At 40.4% G+C, this 22,973-nt stretch carries 22 protein-coding genes; 10 read left to right on the top strand and 12 right to left on the bottom strand.

The genetic code is table 11. The features are described 5' to 3' along the window. Positions 1-187: 187 nt before the first annotated feature. The 3 genes from IQ259_RS23590 to IQ259_RS23580 all read right to left on the bottom strand — a co-directional run bounded on the left by IQ259_RS23590 (position 188) and on the right by IQ259_RS23580 (position 2,136). On the bottom strand, positions 188-427 hold the full coding sequence (locus tag IQ259_RS23590) for a hypothetical protein (protein WP_193888448.1): 240 nt from the start codon (positions 425-427) through the stop codon (positions 188-190). 156 nt (positions 428-583) lie between these two features. Continuing rightward, on the bottom strand, positions 584-1,132 hold the full coding sequence (locus IQ259_RS23585) for a phosphate-starvation-inducible PsiE family protein (RefSeq protein WP_193888447.1): 549 nt from the start codon (positions 1,130-1,132) through the stop codon (positions 584-586). An 86-nt stretch (positions 1,133-1,218) separates the two neighbouring features. Next, positions 1,219-2,136, bottom strand: coding sequence for a lipopolysaccharide assembly protein LapB (locus IQ259_RS23580; RefSeq protein WP_193888446.1), 918 nt, complete (start codon positions 2,134-2,136; stop codon positions 1,219-1,221). A gap of 263 nt (positions 2,137-2,399) precedes the next feature. Between IQ259_RS23580 and IQ259_RS23575 the strand changes: the two genes are divergently transcribed. Then, complete coding sequence (locus IQ259_RS23575; protein WP_193888445.1) at positions 2,400-4,430, top strand: elongation factor G; 2,031 nt, start codon at positions 2,400-2,402, stop codon at positions 4,428-4,430. Between the two features lie 149 nt (positions 4,431-4,579). Here IQ259_RS23575 and IQ259_RS23570 read toward each other — a convergent pair whose 3' ends face one another. The 7 genes from IQ259_RS23570 to pgl form a co-directional block, all read right to left on the bottom strand. Then, positions 4,580-5,815, bottom strand: coding sequence for a hypothetical protein (locus tag IQ259_RS23570; RefSeq protein ID WP_193888444.1), 1,236 nt, complete (start codon positions 5,813-5,815; stop codon positions 4,580-4,582). 197 nt (positions 5,816-6,012) lie between these two features. After that, positions 6,013-6,447: a PIN domain-containing protein gene (locus IQ259_RS23565; protein WP_193888443.1), complete on the bottom strand. Its 435-nt coding sequence runs from the start codon at positions 6,445-6,447 to the stop codon at positions 6,013-6,015. After that, positions 6,437-6,694: a ribbon-helix-helix domain-containing protein gene (locus IQ259_RS23560; protein ID WP_193888442.1), complete on the bottom strand. Its 258-nt coding sequence runs from the start codon at positions 6,692-6,694 to the stop codon at positions 6,437-6,439. Before IQ259_RS23560 ends, IQ259_RS23565 begins: the two co-directional genes overlap by 11 nt. Before the next feature lie 64 nt (positions 6,695-6,758). Further along, positions 6,759-7,007 carry a hypothetical protein gene (locus IQ259_RS23555; protein ID WP_193888441.1) on the bottom strand — a complete coding sequence of 83 codons (249 nt, stop codon included), beginning with the start codon at positions 7,005-7,007 and terminating at the stop codon, positions 6,759-6,761. 5 nt (positions 7,008-7,012) lie between these two features. Further along, positions 7,013-7,756 (bottom strand): M50 family metallopeptidase, encoded by a 744-nt coding sequence (locus IQ259_RS23550; RefSeq protein WP_193888440.1) that lies wholly within the window; start codon positions 7,754-7,756, stop codon positions 7,013-7,015. 139 nt (positions 7,757-7,895) lie between these two features. After that, on the bottom strand, positions 7,896-8,693 hold the full coding sequence (locus IQ259_RS23545; RefSeq protein ID WP_193888451.1) for an FHA domain-containing protein: 798 nt from the start codon (positions 8,691-8,693) through the stop codon (positions 7,896-7,898). A 217-nt stretch (positions 8,694-8,910) separates the two neighbouring features. Next, positions 8,911-9,633 carry a 6-phosphogluconolactonase gene (pgl, locus tag IQ259_RS23540; protein WP_193888439.1) on the bottom strand — a complete coding sequence of 241 codons (723 nt, stop codon included), beginning with the start codon at positions 9,631-9,633 and terminating at the stop codon, positions 8,911-8,913. Positions 9,634-10,094: 461 nt separating this feature from the next. Between pgl and IQ259_RS23535 the strand changes: the two genes are divergently transcribed. Further along, positions 10,095-13,685 (top strand): tetratricopeptide repeat protein, encoded by a 3,591-nt coding sequence (locus IQ259_RS23535; RefSeq protein ID WP_193888438.1) that lies wholly within the window; start codon positions 10,095-10,097, stop codon positions 13,683-13,685. Between the two features lie 13 nt (positions 13,686-13,698). On the opposite strand, the gene IQ259_RS27330 is transcribed toward IQ259_RS23535, so the two are convergent. Further along, a complete protein-coding gene (locus IQ259_RS27330; RefSeq protein ID WP_228014731.1) occupies positions 13,699-13,968 on the bottom strand; it encodes a TetR-like C-terminal domain-containing protein in 270 nt (89 codons plus the stop codon). 87 nt (positions 13,969-14,055) lie between these two features. Here IQ259_RS27330 and IQ259_RS23525 point away from each other — a divergent pair, with 87 nt between their 5' ends. After that, positions 14,056-14,619 (top strand): Uma2 family endonuclease, encoded by a 564-nt coding sequence (locus tag IQ259_RS23525; RefSeq protein WP_193888437.1) that lies wholly within the window; start codon positions 14,056-14,058, stop codon positions 14,617-14,619. On the opposite strand, the gene IQ259_RS23520 is transcribed toward IQ259_RS23525, so the two are convergent. Continuing rightward, positions 14,620-15,468 carry a lysophospholipid acyltransferase family protein gene (locus tag IQ259_RS23520; RefSeq protein ID WP_193888436.1) on the bottom strand — a complete coding sequence of 283 codons (849 nt, stop codon included), beginning with the start codon at positions 15,466-15,468 and terminating at the stop codon, positions 14,620-14,622. 303 nt (positions 15,469-15,771) lie between these two features. On the opposite strand from IQ259_RS23520, the gene phaC reads away from it, so the two are divergent. From phaC to IQ259_RS23480, 7 genes are all read left to right on the top strand, one after another. Then, positions 15,772-17,154 (top strand): class III poly(R)-hydroxyalkanoic acid synthase subunit PhaC, encoded by a 1,383-nt coding sequence (gene phaC, locus IQ259_RS23515; protein ID WP_228014730.1) that lies wholly within the window; start codon positions 15,772-15,774, stop codon positions 17,152-17,154. 739 nt (positions 17,155-17,893) lie between these two features. Continuing rightward, positions 17,894-19,087: a thiolase family protein gene (locus IQ259_RS23505; protein ID WP_193888434.1), complete on the top strand. Its 1,194-nt coding sequence runs from the start codon at positions 17,894-17,896 to the stop codon at positions 19,085-19,087. Further along, positions 19,036-19,809 carry a 3-oxoacyl-ACP reductase FabG gene (gene fabG, locus IQ259_RS23500; protein WP_228014729.1) on the top strand — a complete coding sequence of 258 codons (774 nt, stop codon included), beginning with the start codon at positions 19,036-19,038 and terminating at the stop codon, positions 19,807-19,809. The genes IQ259_RS23505 and fabG overlap by 52 nt, the downstream gene beginning before the upstream one ends. 21 nt (positions 19,810-19,830) lie before the next feature. Further along, a complete protein-coding gene (locus IQ259_RS23495) occupies positions 19,831-20,697 on the top strand; it encodes an alpha/beta fold hydrolase (protein WP_193888433.1) in 867 nt (288 codons plus the stop codon). An 89-nt stretch (positions 20,698-20,786) separates the two neighbouring features. Beyond that, the gene (locus IQ259_RS23490) at positions 20,787-21,788 is read left to right on the top strand and encodes an SDR family oxidoreductase (protein WP_193888432.1); all 1,002 of its coding nucleotides are present in this window, start codon (positions 20,787-20,789) and stop codon (positions 21,786-21,788) included. Positions 21,789-22,140: 352 nt separating this feature from the next. Beyond that, positions 22,141-22,620, top strand: coding sequence for a DUF4383 domain-containing protein (locus IQ259_RS23485; protein ID WP_193888431.1), 480 nt, complete (start codon positions 22,141-22,143; stop codon positions 22,618-22,620). Between the two features lie 45 nt (positions 22,621-22,665). After that, entirely contained in the window at positions 22,666-22,815 is a 150-nt protein-coding gene (locus IQ259_RS23480) for a PsaJ protein (protein ID WP_193888430.1), read from the top strand. Positions 22,816-22,973: the final 158 nt, after the last annotated feature.

The following is a 22,973-nucleotide window of genomic DNA, read 5'->3' as shown; positions in this document are numbered from 1 at the left end:
CCTTTTAATTGCTGTGCAGTTTCCTTCAACAAATGCTTTAGTGAATCTGTTAATTCCATTGACACCTATGCACATCCAAAATCGAATCATCATTGAATTTACTACAAAAAGGGAAGGGAAAGGTTGCCGTTAGCAACCTTTCCCTTCCCGCCACCGGAATGATTATCATTTTTATAAGTTGTATACTTTATTCTCTGGAAGTCCCTAATACTTCTTGAAGATGATGGCGAATTTCTTTTGCTTGCTCCATATCAGACTGGCGCAATTTTTGGAATAATTCTACACACGGCTGAGAATTAGCTTCTTGTGCATCTTTGATGTAATGTTCATAAGCTTTAACTGCTTCAGCTTTGTTATGCAGTACAGTGACAAAATCGTATTCCAGATTGCTGATGGGTTCTTGAGATTGTCTGTTACCTGTAGTCATATATTTACCTTCATGTAGGTTTCTATTTAATTTCTACTCACCTTAAAAGCGCGGTTCATCTCCCCAAAAGCGTAGAAAAAAGCACAAAGGCTGCGTCAGCAGCCTTAAGCAGAAATTGAGTTTTTATAACCAAAGAGTTATCACTTATTGGGTAATTTATGTCAGTGGTTGGTTGTCATCACATTGATGTGAATACCGAAATTCTATTTCGTTTGGCCTTTCTCTACCCCCTTGATAGGCAATAGGACAAAACTTGGTATTAGCACTCATACAATCCATATGTGGTGTTTTGGCACACACTAGTAATAAACTCCCTAAAATAAATAACAAGCCACAAATGGCGGCTGTTTGAATCCAGGAAATTTCTAAGGCTCCGTGAACAACTACTTCTCGCAGAACTGATACAATTGTGACTTCGACTGCTACGCCAACAGAAATACTATGCTCTTGCAAGTAAATCACTAATAGTCGAAATAACTCAACTAAAATCAAGACAAAGAGTATTTTTGCAGTCACATATTTATAGTCTAATGTCTGTGTTAGAGCAATAAATATACCCCATATTTGGATGATCATGACTGCAAATATGGTTAAGCATAAGACAATCACAAGTATGTCTTGGAAAGCTTCCATGTTGCGAACAATTGATTGTCGATCAAGCCAGCGATCGCAAAATAAAAATCGACTCTTGAAGCGCTTTTGCATTGGTATGTTCCCATCAGGTCTATTTCAGACCACACCAGCTAGTCTACCCATTAGTCTTATTGTGACTTAATGTTAAGATTTGCGCCTCAGCGTGATTGGTAATTTAAATTTTGTACTTGTTGCAACAGTTTTTCGGAATTTTGTACCCACTGAACATTACCTTGAGCTTTATATAAATCTCTAGCAAATTGCAATACTTGTACTGCTTCGGCGTACTTTTTTTGCTGCATAAAAACTAACCCTGCACCATAATATGCGTTGGGATAGTTGGAGTTAGCTTCAGCAGATTTTCTAAAAGCGGCTAATGCTTCTTTTAACTTTTTTTGACTAAACCAAATTGTACCGATATTATAGTGGGCTTCTGTATATTTGGGATTAATTTTGATAGCTTGACGAAAAGCATTTTTTGCTTGTTCAAGTTGACTTTGTTGAAGATAGCATATTCCCAGATGATAGTATGGTTCTGGTGCATTTTTACTATATTCTGTAGCCTTTTTAAAGGATGCGATCGCTTGTTTCCAATTTTGTTGCTGTTGCTGTACTAAACCCAAGTTATAGTGAGCAAATCCGAGTTTAGGATCTAATTCTAAAGCTCGTCGTAAATAATCATATGCCTGTTGGACATTATTACCTTCTAACAACGCTCCGCCTAAATTGGCGAAGGCGGGAGCAAATTGGGGATCAGCTTGGGTGGCTTGATAAAATGCGTCGGCTGCTGGCTTTAATTGCCCTATTTGCCTGTATGCTAACCCTAAATTATAATGTGCTGCCGCCAATTTAGGGTCGAGTTGAATCGCTTTTTGAAAGGACGCGATCGCATCTTGTACTCTTCCTGCTTGAATTGACTGCAATCCTTGATTCAGCCACTCTACAGCAGCTTGATTACTAGATTGCGCCATCACTAAAGCAGGGGAAGCAGTGGGAGATAGTAAGAGAATGCTACCACCCAGCAATGTGAGATTTATTAACCCTATTATGGGATATTTATAGAATGATAACGGCATTTTTTTTAAGTTTAAGTTAGATTAAGCTAATACTTTTGTCACGCTTAAAGTTTTAACAAATATTTTTAATTTTGCATTAAAGTTTTGATTGCTTAATATTTCTTAAGCTAAATCTTACAACACACTACAATTTTTTTAGCATCTGATTAAAGGGAGGATAATGACAAGTTAAAGAAGGGATCATTCTCCTTTCAGAGAAACATTACTATCCCCGAAAAATACAGGTAGTGCAGGTAAGAATAACTTACCGCAAGGGAGGTTGTATGAGCGAAAGAGTAAACATGGGTTCGCGGAACGTTGCAATTGTCGGCCCTTATTTAAGTGGCAAAACTACCTTACTAGAAAGTCTATTGTTTGTGACTGGAGTAATTTCGCGCAAAGGCAGCGTTAAGGATGGTAACACAGTGGGAGATAGTGCGGCAGAATCGCGCGATCGCCAAATGACTGTGGAAGTTAGCGCCGCCTGCACCGACTATAACAATACTCGCTTTACCTTTATAGATTGTCCAGGAAGCGTAGAATTTGCTCAAGAAACCTACAATGCTTTGATGGGAGTTGATGCGGCAATTGTCGTTTGCGAACCCATACGCGAGCGAGTCCTCACCTTAGCCCCGCTGTTTAAATTTCTCGACGATTGGGAAATTCCCCATCTCGTCTTTGTTAACAAAATGGATCGGGCAAATATTCATGTCCTCGAAACATTACACGCCCTAAAAGCTGTTTCTAGTCGTCCTTTGGTAGCGCACCAATACCCCATCATACAAGCGGAACAGTTGACCGGCTTTATTGATATGGTCAGTGAACAAGCATATCAATATCATTCCGGCGCACCTGCTGATCAAATTCCTTTCCCCGAACATCTAAAAGAAGAAGAACATACTGCACGAGCCGAAATGCTCGAAGCTTTAGCAAATTTTGATGATCATTTACTCGAAGAACTTTTAGAAGATATTGAACCACCCCAAGAAGAAATCCTCAAAGATTTAAAAATGGAATTAGGCGCGGATTTAGTAGTCCCTGTCTTCTTTGGTGTGGCGGAACAAGATTATGGCGTAAGACCTTTACTAGAAGCACTGTTACGAGAAGCACCAGAACCAGAAACCACTGCCGAACGCCGTTTAAAAGGTATCACCAGCAAAGCACCTTTAGCGCAGGTATTAAAAACTTACTATACTCCCCAAGGTGGCAAACTTTCTCTCGTGCGGGTTTGGCAAGGTAAATTGACAGATGGGATTGTCCTCAATGGCGTGCGTGCGGGAGGACTTTACCGCCTCATGGGACAACAGCAGCAATCTGTAAATGAAGCTGTGGCTGGGGAAATTGTCGCCTTAAGCCGGATGGAAGGCATCAAAACAGGGGATACAATCTCTACAGAGCAGCCTAAAATAGTATTGTCTAAAGCTCTAGAGTTAGAACCTGTTTATGCTTTGGCTATTACACCCGAAAAACGCAACGATGAAGTCAAACTTAGTAGTGCGATCGCTAAACTATTAGAAGAAGATCCATCTCTGGCTTGGGAACAACACGGCGACACCCACGAAGTGATTCTGTGGGGACAAGGTGAGATTCATTTGCAAGTAGCTTTAGACAGACTGCGCCGCAAATATAATTTGCCGATGACTACCCATCTACCGCAAGTACCTTATAAAGAAACAATTCGTAAACCCGTCACCTCAGTACATGGGCGTTACAAACACCAAAGCGGTGGACACGGACAGTTTGGAGATGTTTTCCTCGATATCAAACCCTTACCACGGGGTGAAGGCTTCAACTTTAAAGAAACCATTGTTGGCGGCGTAGTTCCGAGACAGTACATTCCTGGAGTAGAAATAGGTGTGCGGGAATTTTTAGCACACGGGCCTTTAGGTTTCCCAGTCGTGGATGTGGCGGTAACTTTAACCAATGGTTCTTATCACACCGTTGATAGTTCCGAACAAGCCTTTAAACAAGCCGCACGTTTAGCGATGCAAACGGGTATACCTCAAGCCCAACCTACCTTACTAGAACCAATTTTGCGGGTGCAAGTTACAACACCCAGCGAGTTTACGGCGAAGGTGCTGCAACTGCTGAGTGGGAGACGGGGACAGATTCTTGGTTATGAAGGCAGACACGATTGGCAAGGCTGGGATAATATTTCTGCATACTTGCCCCAAGCAGAGATGCAGAACTTTATTGTAGAGTTGCGATCGCTCACTTTAGGCGTTGGTTCCTTCCACTGGGATTATGACCATCTCCAAGAAGTACCAGAAAAACTTGCTGAAAAAGTGCTTGCTAGTAACGGTAATGGCAAGTAGTTTCAGTTAACAAATGTCTCCTCTATTCAGAATCTTTGGAGTGGTAATATTTATCACTCCCTTTTTTTTAGACTCATGCCCATTTAAATATTTCAGATACCTATGGTGATTGCACTTTCCATTGAGAGTACAATCACTTTCAAAAAGTTCTATGAAATTAATTTTTCTAAGAGTTTCTCTAGAAAAGACTTGGCTTCTTTTAACAAAGCTTTATGTAGTAGTCGAAAATCTTTTTGTCTAACCGGGACGTGATTAAGTTCGAGAGATTTAAATCTATTTCCTAGCTTTTCCCACTTTTTCTTAGTATCAGCTTCTTTTCCATGATCTGCATCATGATGTAACCATGTATTCCTTAAGTCCTTAATACACCAAATAAAATCACAATCTGTTTTATCTAGTACACCACCATGCTCACTTAAAAACCTGAGATTGTCCTTTCCTGTTCCCTCGTAAAACGTAAAATATAAATCATCTATAAAGATTGTAAAACTATTTTTATCTTCAGGTATTGTCCCATGTAAATTATTACAAGCTTCTATAAGCTTAGTTGTAGGCTTGAATATTTCTTCTTGTGTTTGTGTTTTCCTTACTTCATTACAGTTAGCAATTAATTTCCAAATCTGGCTTACTTCCTCATATGCTTGGGCTGCTGGACAAAGTACTATTAGAGACTCTTCCTCCTGCTCATTACATGATTCAGCAATTTGTATTAATTCATTTTGTTGAATTATTGGTAATAATAAATCTACATCACCTGATACTAATTCATCATCTTCTGGAACTGTTATGATACTCGATAAAGTTTCAGTAGTATTTAGTAATTGATATTCTGCTAGATGCAAAGAAGCTTCTAAAGCTAAAGAAAGTCTAACATTTTTACTCTGCTCAAGACGTTGATACGTTGTTTCTACGAAGTCTGTATAAATCTTTGAAGGTTTTAACAGGTTTTGTACTAAAGTTGGATTTTTAGTAAACAGATTAATTTCTTGAATTTGGCGTGTAAGTTGTGTTAAACTTTCATTCCATACATTTGAAGCAATAGCAATCTCACTTAAGTCACGAGATAACGGAAAATTATCTAAGTCAGATTGAACTAATTTTCTCCAAGTAGATATTTGTTTATCTAGAGCAAAATGGTTAAATAATACTGATTTATTAGATAAATTTTCTAATAGCTCAGAATAAGAATCTAACTTTAGCCTACTGGATATGTTATCTAACAGACTAGAGTGATTTAATAAAAATAATCTTGCAGTTTGGCTTTGTTCTATCCTAATTTTCTTTTGCAATAAATCTGAATCTATTAATCTGTATGATTTATTTAAATATTCTAAATTTTCTAATGCCCTTTTGAGAAAGTCATTGTTTAGATGTTCAAATGACATATTATTAATTATTTCTTATTAATTGAACACTATTGATAATACTTAATTTTAGTATTTCAACTATAAGTTCCAAAATGGTAGATATACTGAATCTGAATATAAACTTAAATTTTGCCAATTTAACGATTGTAGAAGTAATTGCAAAATTGGTTGATTAAAACTGCTTTTTAAGCAGAAACCCAGCACACAGGAGAGTGTCAATAAAACCCACTCATCAAAGGATTTGTAAACCTTACACCCTCAACCATAGAACCTGATGCAAAGTCTTCACTGTAAATCTCCTCAATTTGATTGAGTCGCGCTGTTGCCCAGATTTGTGCATCCCAAAATTGAAAATTATGAGTTTCTACACCACGAATCGCTTCTAAAGTTATCAGCCGTGTAATATCAACAACATGACAAGCCGCTAAATAGATACGCATTCTCTCTAGTGCTTCAGCAGGAGTCAAAAGCAACCTACGGCTACGGGTTGTCGCCATAAAAAATTCCCCCATTATCTGGGTACTAATTACAGCTTTACCAGAACGAATTAAGCGGTCAGTAATTGCGCTCGCCTGTGTTTGTTTCGCTGCATCTAATGGGTCGTAAATATAAACCAGAATATTAGTATCGAGTAAAACTCTACCGTTCATAGAGGTCTGCACGCTGCCAATCTCTTCCTCCTGGTTGAACAGGTCGAGTTTTTATCTCTTCAATAAATTTTATTTCTGCTTCCCAAGCCGCAAGATTGGTTTGAGGTACAGTTATTTCGCCCAGATGTAAGTCAATTGCTTGGCGGATAATTTCTGCCTCACTGACCCCAGCTTGCTGTGCGATCGCTTTTAGCCGATGCTCTTGATGCGGCTCAATATAAATTTGCTTACGAATTTTACTTGACAATGGTTGAAGATAGTAATGTATACATTACATTATACATTATTATCAATTACGAATTTCAAGATTCCTAGTCATCGGGTAAATTTTCCATCTCTTGTGCAATGAGGGACTGAAAATCTTCATCACAGTGGGTATGCAGATGAACTGTAGCAGCTAGTAATTCTCCCAGTATTTCAGCTTGCTGATTAGTATTTAAACTGGGTAACTGTAGTTGGTTGATTAAAGCTTGAACTTTACTACATTCTGTACCTAATTCAGCAATTAAAGTACTGAGAGTAGAACTTGTGATTGCTAAAGGGCGATCGCTAATCTGCATATTTTTTACGCTGAACGATAGGCAACGCGGAGACTTTGAATCAAGATTACTAAAGATGCGATCGCCATCAATCCACCCCAAAACCAATAAGGTAAAAGTAAATATTTTTGCATCTGTGCTGTATCAGATAATCCTAAAGAACCAGCACTATAACTAAATAAATAATTGAGTTGGTGGTATGTACTCACGCAAGCTTGTACACCCAAAAATTGAATAGCAAAACCCTGCATCCAATGTGGAGCTTTCAGAGCAATACCGAGGATAATTAAACCTAAAATAGGAACTGCCAGCAAGCCAAACCAAGAACGCACCCAAATTATTGTAGAAAATAGCAGAAAACTGCCGAGAATTTTTAAACTGAGGGATGCGGCTTTAAAACTACGAGAAGCCAAAATTAAAGCTGCACCAGCAATTGGAGGCCCCATTGGCCCGGCTGCGGCGACTAAACCAGGGCCAATAAAGCCGAGTGATCTGGCGATGCCATAAGTAGCTACACCGGAACCATTGCTAAAAATCTCTAACTTTTGAAACTTTCCCCCTAGTAGCAGCGCCATCAAACCGTGTCCCATTTCGTGAAACCAAGTTGCCAGGATAGTGAATGGGTATAAAATATAATCGCCGCCTGGAACTTGCCACAACACAGCCGTTGCGATCGCTGCTGCTACTAACCACGTTAGTCCCATGCGTTCTACTTCTGGCGGGGCTTCTGCGGAGAGCAAGGTTTCAAAATTTTTACTTGGTTCCTTCATAGCTCACTTTCCTGAATGTAATTACCCCAATTGGTGGAATGTATTTTCATCCATCCTAATCTAAAGAGATAGAAGGCAGGAGGCAGGAGTTAGAATCATTCTTCCCTGTTTCCTGTTCCCTGTCCCCTGTTCCTTATTTTTAAGTTAGTTGAAAGATAAATGTTACCAAGTCGCCTTTGCCGAGGCTGATGCGATCGCCTGGGCGGAGGCGGTGTCTGTTCCCTGGTAATAATGGCAAGTTGTTAATATAAGTGCCATTAGAACTACCGACATCTTCTATATAGTGAGCATCTCCCTCAATGCGTATATCTGCATGTATCCGGGAGACAATTTCGGAATTACTAAATCCTGAAACATCTATATCGGGCGGAATCCGCTCATTCGGTTTACCGATGTGAATTACCGATAGACTTTGAGGTAATTCTATTTCGCGATCGCTTTGAATATGAACTAACCGCGCTGTTACTTGCTGCAATTGAGTTTTAGAAACACCTGCGGGAGCTGCTGGAGGTGGTGGTGCAGGTTCTGGTTCGGTAACGGGTTCTGGTTCAGGGGGTGGGGTAGGAATTGCGGCTTCAACAACTACAGGTGCAGGAGCCACAGTTGGCGGTATACTTTCATCTGGCACTGGTTGTGCTGCTACAGGTGCAGGTGGTTGGTTAATTCCTAAGGAGTCTGGTTCTAACAGACCTAACAGAGGATCTGGTGTGACTAACGGCGGTACTTCCAAAGGAATTTCGGGAGCAACTGTTGCAGCAGGCGCAGGTGCAGCAGCGGAGTGTAGATTAAAGCCACATTGACCGCAGAAAGCAGCATCTGCCTGTACCGTTGCTCCACAGTTGGGACAGTTGCTAGTCGCTGGTAAAGGCGTATAGCAAGCTTCACACTGGACAGCGCCGTTGGGATTGGGATGATTGCAATTCGGGCAGACGATCATTGATTTAAGCCTTTGTTGAAGATCAGCGTAAGATGGTACTGGCAAGCAGAGAGAACTTTGTAGACGCTTCTGCTTCCACCAATCGGCAGTTTGGCAAGGGGCGACTCTAGCTTTCGATTTTAGCAACTACTTTTTAGGAATTTAAAAAGTATGAAGTCTGAAGTATGAAAGCTGAAGGATGAACTTCACACTTCATGCTTCACACTTCATACTTCACTTAATTTGGTAGTTCGGCTCCGGCTGCTGAGTCTAGTAGCCACCAAAGTTCTCCTTGAGGCCGAATTAAGCGAGATGGGTAAGAAAAGTCATCTGCTTCTGGTGCGAAAACTTTGGCTAAAGCTGGTCGTTTATTAGCACCAGCAACTACAAAAATAACGCTGCGAGCAGAGTTGATAAACGGGTAAGTAAAGGTTATGCGGGGGTTTCCGTCTTTATTACCCACAGTAATTAAGCGATCGCTCACTTTTAGCGCTTCTGTGTGAGGAAACAAAGATGCAGTATGGGCATCATCACCCATGCCAAGCAATATTACATCCAAAGCCGGAAATTCTCCGGGCGCAGAATGAAAAAATTCTCGTAAATGCTGCTCATGCTTGTCAGCAGATAAGACTGGATCAGCATCTAAAGTCGGCATGGCGTGAATGTTAGCGGCTGGGATATCAATCCGATCTAGCCACGCACGCCGCGCCATTAATTCGTTACTATCAGGATGATCTGAGGGAACGTAGCGCTCATCTCCCCAGAAAACGTGAATTTGATCCCAAGGCAAATTTTGAGTAGCGATCGCTTCATATAAAGGCTTTGGTGTACTACCACCAGATAAGGCAATGGTAAATTGCCCCCGTTCTGCAATGGCAGTTTGTAGCTTAGATAAGATCAATTCCAGCGATCGCGCCACTAGCGCTGATGGATCTGATAGAATTTCTACCGTTTTGTTCATGGCTTTATAATTACATTGCCTGCTTCCAGCAATACAATACCGAACTTCTTACAATCTCCCTTTTTAACTTTTGAAACTTTTAACATCATGCGATGTGTGACTTATTCTTAAAGCTCCTCTCCATAGAGCGTTCGCGTAGCGTGTGTTTTACACTCAGCCCTTCTCGTAGTACCTGTCCCCGTTGGCGTTAAGGCATAGCGGAGAGGCTTTGCTTACTCCCCTTATCGAGGATAGGGGTTGAAGTTTGAGAGAAAATTGTACACCGCCTAACATGATGAACTAAACAGCCATCATTCAGCCTCATTTATGGTTATCATCTTTCATGTTCTGTTGTCAGTAGTCGGTGGTACGAACTGGGAAGCAGATAACCGTTGTCAAGATGTTACAATATAGTGCTTATACGACTGTAAAATTACAGTTTTCCAGTTAAATTACATTACTCTTCTCACCTAGGAACAGCTATGACAAAGAAACATCTGTCAGCGTTCGGACACCGCACACTTGTTCTCTTAGTCAGTGTGCTAGTGTCATCAGAGTTGGTAATGGCAAAAAGTATCCACTTAGCCCAAAAACCTGCCTCTACGCCCCAAAATACCAGTCCTGAAAAGCAAAGAGCCGCAACACAAGGACAGCGACTGCTCCAAGAAGCACAGCAACTATATGAGCAAGGTACAGCCACATCTCGGCAAGAAGCGATCGCAAAATATGAAGAAGCATTAAAAATTTGGCGGACAATTGGCGATCGCAGTTATGAGGCTACTACACTTTTGGCGATCGGCACACTCTACTTTGTGCAGAATGACAACCAAAAAGCACTGGGATATTTTCAGCAAGGGTTAGTAATTCGCCGTGAACTTAAAGATCGTTTTGGTGAAGCTGTTATGCTCAGTTCTGTGGCTAATGCCTATTCTAACTTGGGTGAACCACAAAAAGCCCTGGAGTTTTATAGCCAAGCACTGCGATTATTCCGCGCTGAAAAAAAACCTTCTTTTATTGTTAACACTTTAATCGGTATTGGTGGACTTTATTTTAACTCCGGCCAAACCAAACAAGCACTAGAAGCTTACAATAAAGCACTAGTAATTCAACGTGAACAAAAAAATTTAGATGGACAAGCCAACATCTTACAAACTATTGGCATCACCTATACTAATTTAGGAGAAACACAAAAAGCCTTAGATGCTTTTCAACAAGCCTTAGAAATTCAACGTGCGAGAAATGATATTGGTGGACAAGCTGATGCACTTAATCGTATTGGCATAGCTTATTTATCCATTGGAGATGAAAAAAAAGCTCTTGAGAGCCTAAATCAATCATTAAAACTGCAACAACAAATACAGGGCAATCTTTCGGGAATAGCTTTAGCATTTAACCTCATCAAACAAGCAGCTATTCTGACTGCTATTGGTGGTAGTTATTCTTTTAGCGAACCACAAAAAGCTTTAGATTATTATAACCAAGGGCGATCGCTATTACAAAAGGCAGGTAATCCTCACGCCGAAGCTGAACTATTAGGACAAGTCGGTTTGGTTTACGATAGGTTAGGTGAAAAGCAAAAAGCACTTGATGTTTTAAACCAAGCATTGACATTGCAACGTGCTACAAAAAATCGCGCCAGAGAAGCTTTTACCTTAGATACGGTTGCTGGGGTTTATGCTTCATTAGGCGATTATCAAAAAGCCATCAATGTTTACAACCAAGCAATAAATATTCAACGCGAAGTTAAAGATATTTCTGGAGAAGGAAATACACTCAAAAATATTGCTTTAGTGTATAGTTTATTGGGCGATAATCAGGCGAGTATTAAAACTTACAATCAAGCTTTAGAGAAATTTAAAAATATAGGCGATCGCGATAAACTAGCTCAAACTTTAGATAACATTGGTAGTGCCTATCGCGCTTTAGAAGATTATCCCAAAGCATTAGAATATTACAACCAAGCACGGCAAGTACGGCGGGAACAAGGAAATATAATTGGCGAAGTCAGCGCCATCAGTGGTATTGTCAGAGTCTACGAAGCTTTAAAAGATTATCCCAAAGCCTTAGATGCAGCTAACCAAATTTTGACATTAGCACAGCAAACCAAGAACGGCTTTGCTGAAACCAGCGCCAATGCTTTTTTTGGTAGAGTTTATTTAGCATCGGGTGATTATGCAAAAGCCCTAGATTCTTCGCAAAAAGCTGCCACTGGTTGGCAAAAACTTGGACAAAAACTCGCAGAAGCGAACGTTGTTGGTAATCTAGCTAAAACCTACAACGCCTTAAAACAACCACAACAGGCGATCGCCACATATAATCAAGAATTAAAATTACGACAAACTATAGGCGATCGCACCGGAGAAGCAGACACTCTGTATTATATAGCTCAGACAGAGCGCGATCAAGGCAATCTCAACGCCGCCCTTACCCAAATCGAAACCACAATCAAAATTGTTGAAGATATCCGCACCAACGTTACCAGCCAAGACTTGCGGACAGCTTACTTTGCATCTGTCCAAAAATATTACCAGTTTTACATCGACTTGCTGATGCGGCTACATAAACAGCAACCATCCAAAGGTTATGATGCTTTAGCATTGCAAGTTAGCGAACGTGCTAGGGCGCGTAGTCTTTTAGATTTGCTCACCGAAGCCAACGCAGATATCCGTCAAGGCGTAAACCCCAAACTACTGCAAACAGAACGCAACCTACAGCAACAACTTGATGCTAGAGAAAAACTCCGCATTCAACTATTAAGCGGTAAATATACTGAAGCCCAGGTACAAAATTTAGATAAAAAAACCGAAGAACTTCTGCAACAGTATCAGCAAGTCCAAGCGGAAATTAGAAACAGCAGTCCACGTTACGCCGCCTTAACGCAACCCCAACCCTTATCATTAAAGGAAATTCAGCAGCAAGTATTGGATGATAATACCTTGCTTTTGGAATACTCCTTGGGGGAAGAGCGCAGTTATCTCTGGGCTGTCAGCAAAAACAACATTACCAGTTACGAACTACCCAAACGAGCCGAAATTGCAACAGCAATCCAGAAGTTCCGCGATGCTTTAACCGCCCCATCCCAAAGAACTAGTATCGCCAGAACCAGCACAGCCGCAAAAGAATTGTCCCAAATTATACTTGCGCCAATTGCCTCGCAACTCGGAAAAAAACGCTTAGTCATCGTCGGTGATGGTGCTTTGCAGTATGTACCCATAACAGCATTAGCCGTACCCAATAGTCAAAATTATCAACCACTAGTCACAAATCACGAAATCATTACTCTCCCTTCCGCCTCCACCATCGCTTTGCTGCGCCAGGAAGTGAAAGGACGCAAAAAAGCCCCTAAAACCATAGCAGTATTGGCAGATCCGGTATTTACTAAAGACGATGAACGTCTCAAAGGCCAACCATCAAATCGGTTATCCATTACCCAAAACTTAGAAACCTTTGACCAGCAACAATTAGCACGTTCCACTAGAGAAGCCGACATAAACTTTGAACGGCTGCGCTTTACCCGCCAAGAAGCTGAGGAAATTCTCTCCCTTGTATCCAATAAAGAACGTAAACAAGCCTTTGACTTTACCGCTAGTCGTGATGTAGCCACAAGCCCAGAATTAAGTCAATATCAAATTATCCATTTTGCCACTCACGGTATTTTGAATAGTACCAATCCAGAACTATCTGGGGTTGTATTGTCGCTATTTGATAACAAAGGGAATCCACAAAATGGCTTTTTGCGCCTCCATGATATCTTTAATCTAAATTTGCCAGCAGAGTTAGTAGTTCTCAGTGCTTGCGAAACAGGTTTGGGCGAAGAAGTCAAGGGAGAAGGATTAGTTGGTTTAACTAGAGGATTTATGTATGCGGGAAGTCCGCGGGTTGTGGTGAGTTTGTGGAGTGTCGATGACGAAGCTACATCAGAATTGATGAAGATATTTTATGCCAATATGTTACGCAAAAATTTAAAACCTGCGGCGGCACTCAGAGCAGCACAAATAGAAATGTCTCGCAATCAAAATTATGCTGCACCCTATTACTGGGCTGCATTTACATTACAGGGCGAGTGGAAGTGATGATGTAGCTCCTTTAAGAACCTTTAAAAAAGAGATGTAAGGTACGACGAACATATGCTTCCCATGATTCTGCTGTAGGTTGAAAGATGAGGGCATAAAGCATAATTGCACTCATGGTGTCAAAAACTAATCCAGGGTCTAAATCTGCTTGAATTTCATTTCTGGCTTTTGCTCGTTCGTTCAATTTTCTTAACTTTGCCACAGTTATTACCAGAGTTAATTTCCATGTGGTTGACAACGCGCCAGCGTCAAAGTTATGTCCCATTTTTGAATTTTGAACCATTGCTAGAGCGATCGCTTCTACAAATTCGTCAAGAATTTGATCTATTGCCTTTTATAAAATAAAGACATTCTACACCTCACCTAAATAATGACTGCTTCGCCCGCCAAAATTCTGACTCTTGAAGAATTCCTCAAGCTACCTAATTTGGAAGATTCTCCGGCGTGGGAGTACGTGGATGGAGTTACTATGCAAAAGCCTATGCCAAAAACTCGACACTCTATCTTACAGAAACGCCTGTTGATTGAAGTTGATAGTCATAGTGATGATTACACAGCACTACCAGAACTGCGATGTACTTTTGCTGGGCGCTCCGTTGTACCTGACATTGCAGTGATTGCATGGAATCGAATCCCCATAAATGACATAGGAGAGCCAGAGGATAATTTTACAGAAGCTCCCGATTGGACAATTGAAATTCTCTCGCCTGACCAGAAAGTAACCCGCGTCATTGACAATATTCTGCACTGTCTCAAGCATGGTTGTCAGTTAGGCTGGATGCTCGATCCAGATGATTATTCTGTATTGATTTTTGCTCCTGGACAAGAACTGGAGGTTTGTCGAGGTGGTTGCATCCTTCCACTACTAAAAGATGTTAATCTTACACTCACAGCAGAGCAAGTTTTTGCATGGCTGCAAGTGGGCAAACGTTAATCAAGATTGTTGGTTGAGTAATACTAGCTGATCTAACTGATACTGCATCTTACTCACAACCAAGTTGTAGCATTCATTCACATAACTGCGATCGCTTGCGGCTTCTCTTCCGTAGCGTTCAAATACAATCGGCGGACAAACTTGTGTGTGGATAGATACAGGGAATGGAATATTAGGAAGCGGGCCAATTGCTAATCCCCAAGGCAAACCTAAGTAAATCGGAAATACCACCGGATCAATATCCAACAGCCAAGGCATTCCCCACTCATGGAGTTGACGGACAATTTTGTAAATATCCGCCAACACAATCAAAGTATCGTGCGCTCCCGCAGAAATCACAGGCACAATCGGCACATTTTCTCGTAGCGCTAACTTAATAAATCCTTGTCTGCCAGCAAAATAGATTTTATTTTTTAAATAATGGGGTCGAAACACATCTTCTGCTCCACCTGGATAAACCAGCACACTCGCACCAGAACGCAAAGCCGCATAGGCCATTTTAGGATGAGCGATGACAGCTCCCATTTTGGCTGCCAGTTGTGCAAGTGGTGGACTAACCTCCCACACTTTGGGGTGCATCAAACCATACACTGGTTTTTCCACACCAAAACGTTGAAACCAGTCGTACATCATCATTGCCATATCGGGGGCTGCGAGTCCACCATTATGAGAACCAACGAACAGAAATTTTTGCTGAGGTGAGATATGGTGCCAGCCACTAGTATGAACACGAAAATAGTAACGATATAAGAAGCCCAACAGGGGCATCAAGGATTTGATAAACTTTGGATCTCGCTCATCCAAAGACCAACCGAGTTTTTTGTCCAATGTATGTCTCTTTTGTAACATTCAAAAATCTTAACAGTATTTATAAAAGTCTGACTATCACTTTTTTGTGGTTATAAAACAAATATAAACAAATAAAATAACGCGGTGTGCAACTTTCTCTCAAACCTAACCCCCAACCCCTTCCCTAGCAGGGAAGGGGAGCAAAATTCAAAGCCTCTCCCTGTGGAGGGGAGGTTTATTGAGATATTATTTGCCACGAAAAAGATGATATGAGCGCCTAACGCACCGCTTATAACGTGGTGCGTTAGGCTAAAGCCGTAACACACCCTACTTAAGATTAACTTTATAAATGGTCTCTTATAAATGTCTACACACCTAAAATATATCGATGAATTTTCTCAATTACTACAAAGTATTAATGAGGGAATAAACCTTTCTAAGGTCAGTTTGGAATATCAAGGAGTTATGGCTGATATTGGCTTAAAAGCATTTATGGCATTAGCTCAGGAGTTATCCTCTGCTCAAATTAAAAGTAGCAACTTTAAGACTTGGCAGCAGGTTTTACAAGTTTGGAGTAAAATATTTGATCAAGAATTTACCCGAAAATTACAGTCAGAAGATGCAGTTATTATTCAAGGTAAACTCTTGCGTACAGTTATCAATTACTGGAGAGATCAGCAACAACTGACCAAAGAATTGTTACAACTTTCCGTACTACCTTCTAAAATCAATCTGATTAATCTTTTGAACTTCTTGTATCAAGATAAAATTCAGGTTGGAGTGACACCTAAATTAGAGATTTACCGGGAAGACAAGATTGTCTTGTATCGTTTCCAGCCAGTTGTAGATTCTTTGAATATTCCTATTTTGATTGTTTATGCCTTAGTCAATCGTCCCTATATTGTAGATTTACAGGAGGAGCGATCGCTTGTTGCTAATTTGCTCAAACTAGGTCTTGATGTCTACTTGATTGATTGGGGATATCCTAGCCAAGATGATCGCTGGCTGACTCTTGATAAATACATTAATGGTTATATGAATAACTGTGTCGATGTCATACGCGATCGCCACAATTTGCAGCAAATTAATTTATTAGGAGTTTGTCAGGGAGGAACTTTCAGTCTTTGCTATAGTTCTCTTTATCCTGAAAAGGTGAAAAATTTAATTACTACGGTTACACCAGTCGATTTTTATATTGATGAAGGACTTCTCAATGTTTGGAGTGGATGCACTTTAGAATCACAAGCTCTGGATGTGGATCTCATGGTAGACACGTTAGGTAATATTCCTGGTGATCTTCTCAACTTTGTCTTCGTTATGCTGAAGCCGTTTCAGTTAGGTATTCACAAGTATATTGATGTGCTAGAAATTATTGAATGTGAGGATAAGTTACTTAACTTTCTGCGAATGGAAAAGTGGATTTTTGATAGCCCCGATCAAGCTGGAGAAGCCTTTCGACAGTTTATTAAAGACTTTTATCAAGGAAATAAGCTCATTAAAGGTGAGGTTGAAATTGGAGCAAAACGAGTAGATTTAAGCAATATTTGCATACCTATTTTAAACATTTACGCCGAACAGGATCATATAGTTCTTCCAGCATCATCTTTAGCTCTTGAGAAATACGTCGCTAGTAATGACTATACAGTGCGCTCATTCCCTGTAGGTCATATTGGGATGTATGTCAGCAGCAGAGTTCAAAAGGATTTACCTGCAACAATTTTTGATTGGCTCAAAGCACGAGTATAAGCTAGTATCTAGCCGTGTTCTAGATAACAAATTAACTTAATATCATGTCATTTCTTTAGGCAGAGAACTAAAAATTTTATTAGATTTACAGTTTATTTATGCCGTAATCTATACTCATGATTTTACTTTTAAGGCTCTTCAAGATAACTCTTGAGAGCTTTATTCATAAAATAAATTAGAGATATTTGTTAGAGGATTATCATCTCAAGACATCGCAAAAGGATGAAGATTGATATTTAAAATAAAAAAATCTTCTTCATCCTTATTGATATATATGTTGACAATTATTATCTGCGGAGCATTTGGAAATAGCTATTCCATATTTTCCTTTGAGTGTCGATAGTTAATCGAGTAAATTGTTCTTGAAGCTCTAAGGAGTTTTTGATGAACTCTTCTTGTAATTTTACTGTTTTCTCCACATTTTCAGGGGAATTCATGAGGTTTATATTTTGCATATTTGGCATCATCATTCCCCATGTATTGAAAAATGTCTTTTGGAATTCACTAAATTGATTGAAAAATTGGTCAAAAATATTGCAGCCATCCATGTTGTTAACCCGCCCTTTTTTATCTATATATTTTTCTATTGTATTATTGGATTAATGACCCATTAGTTTATTTCTGAAGGGTGATTTTTTAATAGAAATATTTCTATAAATTAAGTAGAAATAAAAACTAATTGCAATTGAAAAAATATAGTTTAAATTTTCAATTTTTAACTGTTTGAAATTTGGAGAGTATGCAAGAAGTCTATATTATTTCAGCAGTACGCACGCCTATTGGTCGGTTTGGAGGGATTTTAGCAGATTTGTCTCCAGTAGATTTAGGTGCGATCGCTATACAAGCAGCTTTGGAAAGAGCAAAAGTATCGGCTGCATCTTTAGACGGATATATATTTGGTAACGTGCTGAAAGCAGGACATGGACAATCATTACCTCGTCAAGCAGCTTTCAAGATTGGGATTCCAGAGAGTGTGAATGGATATGCAGTAGATATGGTGTGTTCATCGGGAATGATGAGTACAATTAATGCGGCAATGATGATTCGCTCTGGTGAAGCCGAAATCGTGCTAGCTGGAGGAATTGAATCAATGTCTCAAACTGGATTTTTACTGTCCCATCGTGCTAGATGGGGGTACAAATCTTTATTGGGTTCACCAGAACAACTCACTGATATTTTAGTTTGCGACGGACTGACAGATCCTATAAGTTGCGAAACTATGGGAGAACAAGCTGAACGCCTAGCTGCTATTCATCAAATTACTCGCAGTGAGTTGGACGAAGTGGCTTTATATTCACAGCAAAGAGCCGCACAAGCTACTGAGCAAGGCTTCTTCAAACAGGAAATTGCACCAATTGCAATTACAGGCAAAAAAGATTTACAACTTGTAGATCAAGATGAAGGTATTCGCAGGGAAACCAGCTTACAAACTCTGACGAAATTAAAACCAGCCTTTCAAGAAAATGGGGTATTTACTGCTGGTAATAGCAGTCAGCTTTCAGATGGCGCAGCAGCTTTAGTATTAGTCAGCAAAGAGGCTGTAAAACGTTATCAACTACAACCAATAGCGCGGTTAATTGGTGGTGTGTGGATTGGGGGAGAAACTTGGCGTTTTCCCGAAGTTCCGATTTTGGCTGTCAAAAAGCTTTTAGATAAGCTAAAAATGAGAATTTATGATTTTGATTTATTTGAAAATAATGAGGCATTTGCTATTAGTAACATCTTATTTAATCGGTTGCTCGGCGTTCCTGAAGAAAAGCTGAATGTATATGGCGGCGCGATCGCTTTGGGACATCCCATAGGTGCTTCGGGTGCGCGAATCATCGTCACATTACTTAACGCTTTGCAACAGCAAAACGCTCACTTAGGAATAGCAGCCGTTTGTCATGGTACTGGTGGCGGTACAGCGATCGCATTGGAGAGGTTGAAATGATACCTTCTTTGGGATTGGAAAATAAAGTCGTCTTGGTGACTGGTGGTAATCGGGGTATAGGAGCTGCGATCGTAAATTTGTTGGTGGACTTGGGGAGCAAAGTAGCTTACACCTATCGCAGTCAACACGATAGTCAATTGGGAACTTTGGCAATTTGTGCTGATGTTACCGATAAAGCAGTTATGGAGGTTGTTGCAAAACAGGTTGAAGATACACTTGGCCCAATTTACGGCATTGTAGCGAATGCTGGCATGACCAGAGACAACTTTTTTCCCAAACTCACAACCGCAGACTGGGATGCAGTCATTGAGACTAACTTAACAGGAGTCTACAACACACTCATGCCCATCATCCCCAAAATGTACGAACGACGTACTGGTTCTGTGGTCTGTATCAGTTCTATTTCGGGCGAGAGGGGTAATCTTGGTCAAACCAACTATGCAGCGTCGAAAGCAGCTCTCATCGGTTTTACCAAATCTCTAGCTCAAGAAGCCGCTAGGTATGAGGTGCGGGTGAATACTGTAGCACCAGGATTCATTGAAACAGATATGCTTAACCCCATTCCTGACAAAGTAAAACAGCGAATTTTATCGGAAATTCCTCTGTCCCGCTTTGGTAAACCGCAAGAAGTGGCTTGGTGTGTAGCATTTTTACTTTCAGCGATCGCTAGTAGCTATATTACAGGCTCAGTTTTGCGAGTCAACGGTGGTCACTACACTTAAACTCAAAAACTTACTTTGATTATGACTGATACAAGTTTAGAAGCAGTGCTTGAAAAGCGGCAGATAGATGTTGGTGGCTTGAATATCAACTATTTGACGGCTGGTAGTCATGATCCACCTTTAGTGATGTTACATGGAGTTGGTGATAGTGCTGCTGATTGGTCTTGGGTGCTACCTACTTTAGCAAAACAAAACCGTGTCTTAGCTGTAGACTTTCCTGGTTGTGGTGATAGTGCTAAACCCGAACGCGAATATTCTCTCGAATTTCTCACCCAGTTCTTAGCAGATTTCCTCAATACCCTAGAAGTGCAACGAGCAGTGCTGATAGGTAATTCCTTGGGGGGTTTGATTGCTCTACGTTTTGCGCTCTCAAATCCCGAACGAGTAGCAGCACTAATACTTGTAGACAGCATGGGATTTAGTCAATCAGTCAACCCAATTCTATCGACTTTGACTTTACCTTTTTACGGGGAATTTGCGATAGCCTGGAGCAAAACACCTCTAGGTGCAAAACAAAGAGCTTGGTCAAGAGCCGCCTTACTTTTTGCTCGTCCCACTCAAGTTCCTGCTCAATGGTTATCAGAACAAGAACGAATGGGGTTGACTCCCGGCTTTCTACAAGCCAATTTATCTATATTGCGTTCTCAAGTGTCTGCATGGGGACAGCGACAGGTATTAATCGAATCTCTAGCACAGCTACAGATACCGACCCTAGTTGTATGGGGTACTAATGACCTAGTTTTGCCATACAACCAAGCGCAAGCAGCAATCAAGCATCTCAAACAAGCACATCTAACTCTCATACCTGATTGCGGCCACGTCCCCCAAGTCGAACGTCCCGAATCCTTTACCGACGCATTAAACCAGTTTCTTTCTAGCCATTTGTAACTAGAGATTGGAGAGGAGGAAAAATCTTTTAACCCCAAACGCCCAAAATTTTTGAATTTTGAATTTTGAATTGATTAGGAGTAGCATCTATGCAATTAAAGTCAATTAATCAGCAAGTCGTCGCCGTCGTCGGAGCTTCCAGTGGTATTGGACGAGAAACAGCCCTGCAATTTGCCAAACGTGGAGCAAAGCTAGTTGTCGCTGCCCGTGGCGAATCAAAGTTAAAGTCGCTGGTGGAAGAGATTCGCGGCTTTGGTGGTGAAGCAACACATATTGTTGCTGATGTGCAAGAATTTGTACAAGTTAAAGCGATCGCAGATCAAGCTGTAGAGGTTTATGGACGACTCGACACTTGGGTACACGTCCCAGCTATTGGTTTATTTGCCACTTTCGACAACACCACACCAGAAGAATTTAAACACGTCATTGATGTCAATTTGATGGGTCAAGTATATGGCGCAATGGCTGCCTTACCCCACCTCAAACGTGAAGGAAAGGGGGCATTAATTCATATATCATCAATGGAAGGTAGGCGATCGCTTCCCTATCAAAGTGCTTATTCCTCAGCCAAGCATGGGGTTGAAGGCTTTCTCGAAGCTATGCGGATTGAATTGATACATGAAAAATGGCCTATCAGTGTCACAAGTATCAAACCAGCCGTGATTAACACTCCGTTTTGGAATAACGGCTTGACAAAGTTAGGCGTAAAACCATCAGGAATACCACCTTACTATGACCCCAGAATTGTGGTTGATGCTATCCTCTATGCAGCTGAACACCCAATACGTGATCTTTTTGTGGGCGATATAGCTAAATTACTCGATTTAGCCCAGAAAATATCACCTTCATTGGTAGATTCATTGTTATTAGCGATTGGTTTTAATTTACAACACAGTAATGAACCAAAAGCAGAAGATGCACCCAACAATTTTTACCAACCTGTTCCCGAAGACACCAGAATTGATGGAGATTATCAAAACTTAGTCATACCCAGCATTACTGATGCCTTGGGTAAATTACCTCTATTTCAGTGGGGAACAGGAGCTTTATTGATGTTACTTGCTGTACAAGCTTTCAAACAAAATGAATAATTTTGTATGGCTTATTCAAACATTAATCTCAACTTTCAACCCTACCTTTTGATAGAGTTAAAATTTAAAACTCCAGGTTGAATATAAAGTATTAAGTTGGTCGGTGTTAAAAATTGTCGTTATGACAAGGCAGGAGGCAGAGGGCAGAAGGCAGAAGGCAGAAGGGAAGAGGTTTTCAATCTACTTTACTTTCCGTTACATAGTTCGGTTTATTTGCACCTTTCTACTTATGTCTGTCGAACAAAAATATCAGGCAGAGCATTTGTTGGGTTCAGTGTATTAACCATCACAAGATTTTAGCCAGCAGTTAATATTCAACAAATATCTCATCATCACAGGAGTAAAAAAGAATATGGAAAACACCCAAACTGCAAAAATGGTAGAGCGTTACTGTGCTTTAGCAATTGGTATTCTCTTTTTATTATTAGGTTTAGCAGGATTTACACCTGCTGTAGTCTCTTTACCAGGAAGCAGTCAATCTTTTATCCCATTAGATGAGTCTCCCAACACCTATGCTGCGGGGTTTGGTTACATATTTGGGTTATTTCCTACCAATTTTTTACATAATTTAGTGCGCTGTGCCGTCGGACTATTAGGAATTGCATCTTATACAAGTGCTACCAGTGCGCGTTTATTTAATCGTGTCTTTGCAGTGGCTTATTTTGTATTGGCCATTATGGGATTATTGCCTTTTGCTAAGACATTTTTTGGCTTAATGCCACTCTTTGGTAATAATGTTTTGGTCAATGCTCTGTCTGCGATCGCTGCTGCTTATTATGGCATTGTCATGCCGTCTAAGGTAATGGGCGTTAATGTCTCCCAAAGTCTTTAATTTATCAGAATTTGTTGGAAATATTAAATAGGATTCAAGTATTTTATGCGGACACAAAACAAACAACAAGCGTATTTCTTGCGGTATCTTTCTTTAATACCAGTTATTGCTGTTTTGGCAATATCAGTTGCCTTTTCTACCTGGGCAATTTTCAATTATTTTTTCCCCGATCTTCTTTTCCATCCTATGCCCTAAGCTATAGATAATTTAGTCATAGGTTAAAACCCAGAAGTGTTGAATGTTAGGAAAAAGCCTATAGAAATAGCCCAAAATATAGTAAAATTTGGGCTAAGTACTAAAATATTTTGATTTCACAATGATTATAAATTCATTTCCCAGAATTGTCAAAGATA

It is taken from the genome of Fortiea sp. LEGE XX443 (genome assembly GCF_015206815.1).
Taxonomy (GTDB): domain Bacteria; phylum Cyanobacteriota; class Cyanobacteriia; order Cyanobacteriales; family Nostocaceae; genus Nostoc_B.
This window is presented reverse-complemented; position numbering and strand designations above follow the sequence as displayed.